Origin of the sequence: Inquilinus limosus MP06 (assembly GCF_000767795.1) — a bacterium.
GTDB lineage: Bacteria > Pseudomonadota > Alphaproteobacteria > DSM-16000 > Inquilinaceae > Inquilinus > Inquilinus limosus_E.
In genome coordinates this window covers 1-6,193 of record NZ_JANX01000380.1, presented here as the reverse complement: position 1 = coordinate 6,193, position 6,193 = coordinate 1, and the positions used below count along the sequence as shown (strand labels likewise).

The 6,193-nt window shown below is 67.8% G+C and carries 5 protein-coding genes and 1 pseudogene; 4 read left to right on the top strand and 2 right to left on the bottom strand.

Features of this window, described 5'->3' with window-relative positions:
* On the top strand, positions 1–578 hold a 578-nt coding region (locus P409_RS23535; protein ID WP_458574376.1), incomplete at its 5' end, for a phenylalanine--tRNA ligase subunit beta-related protein.
* 146 nt (positions 579–724) lie between these two features.
* Here the strand turns inward: P409_RS23535 and P409_RS23530 are convergent.
* Entirely contained in the window at positions 725–1,846 is a 1,122-nt protein-coding gene (locus tag P409_RS23530; RefSeq protein WP_052121271.1) for a D-alanyl-D-alanine carboxypeptidase family protein, read from the bottom strand.
* Positions 1,847–2,176: 330 nt separating this feature from the next.
* Between P409_RS23530 and P409_RS23525 the strand changes: the two genes are divergently transcribed.
* From P409_RS23525 to clpA, 3 genes are all read left to right on the top strand, one after another.
* Positions 2,177–2,710, top strand: a complete 534-nt coding sequence (locus P409_RS23525; RefSeq protein ID WP_161790456.1) for a phasin family protein — start codon at positions 2,177–2,179, stop codon at positions 2,708–2,710.
* A 165-nt stretch (positions 2,711–2,875) separates the two neighbouring features.
* The gene (gene clpS, locus P409_RS23520; RefSeq protein WP_034844418.1) at positions 2,876–3,214 is read left to right on the top strand and encodes an ATP-dependent Clp protease adapter ClpS; all 339 of its coding nucleotides are present in this window, start codon (positions 2,876–2,878) and stop codon (positions 3,212–3,214) included.
* Between the two features lie 39 nt (positions 3,215–3,253).
* Complete coding sequence (gene clpA, locus P409_RS23515) at positions 3,254–5,599, top strand: ATP-dependent Clp protease ATP-binding subunit ClpA (RefSeq protein WP_034844417.1); 2,346 nt, start codon at positions 3,254–3,256, stop codon at positions 5,597–5,599.
* Between the two features lie 382 nt (positions 5,600–5,981).
* Here the strand turns inward: clpA and P409_RS23510 are convergent.
* Positions 5,982–6,193, bottom strand: a pseudogene (locus P409_RS23510) (PLP-dependent aminotransferase family protein); the annotation flags it as partial.

The following is a 6,193-nucleotide window of genomic DNA, read 5'->3' as shown; positions in this document are numbered from 1 at the left end:
CGCGGCCGGTCGACGTGTTCGACGCCAAGGCCGATGCCATGGCGGCGCTGGAGGCGGCGGGCGCGCCGGTCGCCAACCTCGCGGTCTCGACCGACGCGCCGGACTGGTATCATCCGGGTCGCTCCGGCTGCCTGCGGCTGGGGCCGACGGTGCTGGCGCATTTCGGCGAGCTGCATCCGGCGGTGCTGTCGGATCTCGGGGTCGACGGGCCGGTGGTCGGCACCGAGGTCTTCCTCGACGCCGTGCCGCAGCCGAAGAAGAAGGCCGGCACGGCCAAGCCGCTGCTGAAGCTGGCGGCCTTCCAGCCGGTGGTGCGCGACTTCGCCTTCGTGGTCGGGGAAGAGGTGCCGGCCGACCGCATCCTCAAGGCGGCGAAGGGGGCGGACAAGGCGCTGGTCGCCGATGTCGCCCTGTTCGACGTCTATCGCGGTCCGGGCGTGGCGGAGGGCCGCAAGTCCCTGGCGCTGGCGGTGACGCTGCAGCCGGTCGAGGCGACATTGACCGACGAGGCGATCGAGGCCGTGGGCAAGAAGATCGTCGCCGCGGTCGAGAAGCAGGGCGGCACGCTGCGGGGGTAGGGGGCCCCTCTACCCGCCATCCCCTCCCGTGTCATTGCCGGGCTTGACCCGGCAATCCAGGGGCCACCGAGAGCAGCTTTGAAAGCCCCCGGATCCTCGGGTCAAGCCCGAGGATGACAATCGGGGAAGGGCCGGCTGGATCAGCCTCAGCGGTGCCGGCGCAGCGGGCGGGGCTTGGGCAGGGGCACGTCGGCCAGGGCGCGCGGCACCGGCTCGAAGGCCACCTTCTGCGCCCGGGGGCGGGCCGCCGCGTGCATCGCGATCATCGCGCCGATGCCGTCGGTGCCGACCGCGCCGTCATCCTCGGCATCACCCTCGCCTTCGGCCGCGGCCAGCAGCGTTCCCTCCGCCAGGTCGTCCGGCCGGCGGTCGGGTAGCGGCGGCGCGAACGGGCCCGACGAGGCCACCCGCGGCGCCGCCGCGGCCGGGGCCTGGGCGACATAGGCGCCGGTGCCCTCATGCGACTCGAAGGCCTCGTCCAGCAGCTCCGCCATCTTGGCGTTGCGCATGATCGGGCTGGTGCCGCCGAAGATCACGCCGATCAGCCGGGTGCGGCCGCGCACGGCGGAGGCGACCAGGTTGTAGCCGGCGGCGCGGATATAGCCGGTCTTCATTCCGTCCATGCCGGCATAGGACTGCATCAGCCGGTTGTGGTTCGGGAAGTTGCGGCCCCGGTAGCGGAAGTTCTTGGTCGCGAAATAGGGGTAGTACTGCGGATAGTCGCTGATCAGCGCCCGCGCCAGCACCGCCATGTCATGCGCGGTCGAGACGTTGTCCGGATCCGGCAGGCCGTTGGTCGAGCTGAAATTGGTGCGGCTCATGCCCAGCGCCCGGGCCTGCTGCGTCATCATCCGGGTGAAGCGGGATTCGCTGCCGCCGATCGCCTCGGCCAGCACCACCGACGCGTCATTGGCCGATTGGGTGACCAGGCCCAGCACCGCATCCTCGACCCGGATGCGCGACCCGGTCGGCAGGCCCAGCTTGGTCGGCGACTGCGAGGCGGCGTAGCTCGACACCGCCAGCCGCGTGTCCAGGGTCAGGTCGCCCTTATCCAGGGCACGGAAGGTCAGGTACAGCGTCATCAGCTTGGTCAGCGACGCCGGGTACAGCTGCTGGTTGGCGTTTTCCTCGTGCAGCACCTCGCCGGTGCGCGCATCGATGACATAGGCGGCGAAGCGCGGTGCCGCCCCGGCCTGGGCGGGCAGCAGCAGCGCCAGGGCCAGGCAGGCAAGCAGGGCTGCCGCCGATCGCGCAAAGAAACGTGCCATGCCAAACCCCCCGCTCCACGCCACTTGCGGATCTTGGTTCAGGCGTGATTTCAGAATTCTAAATTAACCCGTTGATTTTTGTCCATAAACCAAATCGTGAACTCGGCAAAAAGATGCCGGTCCCGACCCCCGCACGGTTGCAGCCATCCTGGCAGGATCGCCTGTCCCGGGGCAACCGGCTTCCGGTTTCATCGGACATGTTGCAGTGCACAAAAAACGTTGACAGATCGAATCGATCTGCTCATAAAGGCGGCATGTTGCAGTGCAGCATGGCTGGGCGGCGCCCCGGGCGGCGACAGGCGGCTGCGAAGCATTATGGAGCCGTTCGCCATGACCACCGCCAAGAGCCGTGCCGGCGCGACCAAGATCGCCGCCGTCGACACCAACATCGAGACCGTGAGGGACACCGTGACTGACACCGTCAAGGCCACCCAGGCCACCGTCGAGAAGAATGTCGCTCAGGGCCTCGCCCTGTCCAAGGACCAGTTCGAGAAGGCCACCCAGGCCGCGACCAAGGGCTTCGACGACCTCGTCGCTTTCGCCAAGGGCAATGTCGACGCCGTGTTCGCGTCGGCTTCGGTCTTCGCCCAGGGCACCGAGCAGCTGACCCGCGCCTGGTTCGCCCTGCAGCACGGCGCCGCCGAGCAGGCCGCCGAGGCCACCCGCTCGCTGTTCGCCGCCAAGACCCTGCGCGAGGTTGTCGACCTGCAGTCGGCCTACTCCAAGACCGCCTTCGACGGCTTCGTCGCCGAGAGCAGCAAGCTGTCGGAGCTGGGCCTGAAGGTCACCAACGACGCCGTGGCGCCGATCGCGGCCCGCGTCAACGTCGCGGTCGAGACCCTGTCCAAGCCGATCGCCGCCTGATCCATCCTCCCGGATCAGCGTTCTCACGGCCCCGGCGACATTGTCGCCGGGGCCGTTCGCATTTCAGCCATCCCGACTCTTTCCGCATCGCGGGCCTACAACTCCGGCCCCCGCAGCACTATCATCATGATCGGGTTCAAAACCGGCAGCACGCATCCCATATCCATGAGCGACACCGAACGGAAGGATGATCGAGGAGGCGGCAACGACGCCGGCACCGGGGTCGTCGTCCAGACCAGGCCACGGACGAAGAAGCCGTCCATGTACAAGGTCCTGATGCTGAACGACGACTACACGCCGATGGAGTTCGTCGTCCATGTCCTGGAACGCTTCTTCGCGAAGAGCCGCGAGGAAGCCACCACCATCATGCTCCATGTTCACCGTCGGGGTGTGGGCGTCTGCGGCGTTTTCACCTACGAGGTGGCGGAGACGAAGGTGGCGCAGGTGATGGACTTCGCGCGCCGCAATCAGCATCCTCTACAATGTATTCTTGAGAAGGCCTGACCAGAGGTCTGGCGGGCCCTCCCGGCATGGGGACGACCGATGCTCTCGCGGAATTTGGAGCAGACGCTGCACAGGGCCCTCGCTTTCGCCAATGAGCGACGGCACGAGTACGCCACGCTCGAGCACCTGCTGCTGGCGCTGTCCGAGGATCAGGATGCCGTGGCCGTGATGCGGGCCTGCGGCGTCAATCTCGAAAAGCTGCGCCGCGACCTCGTCGGCTACATCGACACCGAGCTCGCGACGCTGAAGATCGACGGGATCGAGGACGCGAAGCCGACCGCCGGCTTCCAACGCGTGCTGCAGCGTGCCGCGATCCACGTCCAGTCCTCCGGGCGGGAGGAGGTGACCGGCGCCAACGTCCTGGTCGCCCTGTTCTCCGAGCGCGAGAGCCATGCGGTGTACTTCCTGCAGGAGCAGGACATGTCCCGCTTCGACGCCGTCAACTATATCAGCCACGGCATCGCCAAGGCCGGCGCCTCGGGTGGGGCCCGCAGCGGCGGCGGCAACGGGGCTGGCGAGTCGCGTCCGGTCTCGGGCGCGGATGAGGATGCGCAGGCGGAGAAGGTCGTGAAGAAGGGCTCGGAAGCGCTCAGGACCTATTGCGTCAACCTCAACGAGAAGGCGTCGAAGGGCAAGATCGACCCGCTGATCGGCCGCGAGGCCGAGATCGAGCGGACGATCCAGATCCTGTGCCGCCGCTCGAAGAACAACCCGCTCTATGTCGGCGACCCCGGGGTCGGCAAGACCGCGATCGCCGAGGGCCTGGCCCGCCGCATCGTCGACGGCGAGGTGCCGCCGGTGCTGGCCGACGCCACCATCTTCGCGCTCGATATGGGCGCGCTCCTGGCCGGCACCCGCTACCGCGGCGACTTCGAGGAGCGGCTGAAGGCGGTGATGACCGAGCTGGAGAACCTGCCCGGCGCGGTGCTGTTCATCGACGAGATCCACACCGTGATCGGCGCCGGCGCCACCTCCGGCGGCGCGATGGACGCGTCGAACCTGCTGAAGCCGGCCCTGGCCTCGGGCGCGCTGAAATGCATCGGCTCGACCACCTACAAGGAATACCGGAACTATTTCGAGAAGGACCGCGCCCTGGTGCGCCGGTTCCAGAAGATCGATGTCAACGAGCCGTCGGTCGAGGACACGGTCAAGATCCTGCAGGGGCTGAAGACCTACTACGAGAAGCACCACCAGGTGCGCTACACCGCGGACGCGATCCGCACCGCGGTGGAGCTGTCGGCCCGCTACATCGGCGACCGCAAGCTGCCGGACAAGGCGATCGACGTGATCGACGAGGCCGGCGCCGCCCAGATGCTGCTGCCGCCGTCGCGCCGCAAGAAGACCATCGGCATGCGCGACGTCGAGGCGGTGGTGGCCAAGATCGCCCGGATCCCGCCGAAGAGCGTCAGCCGCGACGACAAGGTGGTGCTGCAGACCCTCGACCGCGACCTGAAGACCCTGGTGTTCGGCCAGGACCCGGCGATCGAGGCGCTGTCGGCGGCGATCAAGCTGGCCCGCGCCGGCCTGCGCGAGCCGGAGAAGCCGATCGGCAACTACCTGTTCTCGGGCCCGACCGGCGTCGGCAAGACCGAGGTGGCGCGGCAGTTGTCGAAGCTGCTCGGCATCGAGCTGGTCCGCTTCGACATGTCGGAATACATGGAGCGGCATTCGGTCAGCCGGCTGATCGGCGCGCCCCCGGGCTATGTCGGCTTCGACCAGGGCGGGCTGATGACCGACTCGGTCGACCAGCACCCGCACTGCGTGCTGCTGCTGGACGAGATCGAGAAGGCGCATCCCGACGTCTTCAACATCCTGCTGCAGATCATGGATCACGGGAAGCTGACCGACCACAACGGCAAGTCGGTCGATTTCCGCAACGTCATCCTGATCATGACCACCAATGCCGGCGCGACCGAGCTGACCAAGCAGTCGATCGGCTTCGGCGCGACGCGCAAGGAGGATGCGGACAAGGAGGCGATCAACCGGATGTTCACGCCGGAGTTCCGCAACCGGCTCGACGCGATCATCCCCTTCGGCCATCTGACGCCGGAGATCGTGTCGCAGGTGGTCGACAAGTTCGTGATCCAGCTCGAGACCCAGCTGGCCGACCGGCACGTCACCATCGAGCTGTCCTCGGCGGCCCGGCAGTGGCTCGTCAAGCGCGGCTATGACGAGCTCTACGGCGCCCGGCCGATGGCCCGGGTGATCCAGGAGCATATCAAGAAGCCGCTGGCGAACGAGCTGCTGTTCGGCAAGCTGGTCAAGGGCGGCCAAGTCCGGGTCGACGTGGCGGAGGACGGCGAGACGCTGGCCTTCGAGTACATCGAGAACCCGAACGCCCCGGTCTCCTCCGACGACGCGGCCAAGGAACCCGAGCTGGCCTGACCGGCTGGGCTTTGGAAGACAAGAGGGCGTCCCGATCGGGGCGCCCTTTCTGTTTGGTGGTAGTGATGGGAGCTTTGCGTTGCCTCTCCCCAGCGAGGCTCCCGGAAGAGCGCGGCCTATCCTTTCATCCTCCCCCTCCCCTTGCGGGAGGGGGTAGGGGAGGGGTGTTCGTGCCGACGATCCGGTGTCGAACGTCACCCCAGACCACGGAGCTGTCGCGACTCCTCTCCGCACCGGCTCCTGCCATCGACAGCCCCCTCCCCTACCCCCTCCCGCGAGGGGAGGGGGAGAGTGGAGAATACATGTCGGTTCATGTGCTCGAAGCCCGGAGTGTGACGCTACGCGGGAGAGGCAATCCGCTCCGCCGGTCGATGACGTCTCTTCACTCCCGCATCGCCTCCTCCAGCACCGTGAAGACCCGCGGATTGGCCGACTGCGCCACGTTGAAGCGCAGGAAGCGGCCGGCGCCGCGGGAGGGGCTGAACACGTCGCCCGGCGCCAGCACCACGTCACGGGCCAAGGCGCGGCGCGCCACCTCCGCCGAATCGAGCCCGTCGGGCAGGGCCACCCACAGGAACATGCCGCCGCGCGGCT

Coding starts and splice junctions, on each gene's coding strand:
- P409_RS23530 (WP_052121271.1), bottom strand. CDS start 1,846: ATGGCACGTTTCTTTGCGCGATCGGCGGCAGCCCTGCTTGCCTGCCTG.
- P409_RS23525 (WP_161790456.1), top strand. CDS start 2,177: ATGACCACCGCCAAGAGCCGTGCCGGCGCGACCAAGATCGCCGCCGTC.
- clpS (WP_034844418.1), top strand. CDS start 2,876: ATGAGCGACACCGAACGGAAGGATGATCGAGGAGGCGGCAACGACGCC.
- clpA (WP_034844417.1), top strand. CDS start 3,254: ATGCTCTCGCGGAATTTGGAGCAGACGCTGCACAGGGCCCTCGCTTTC.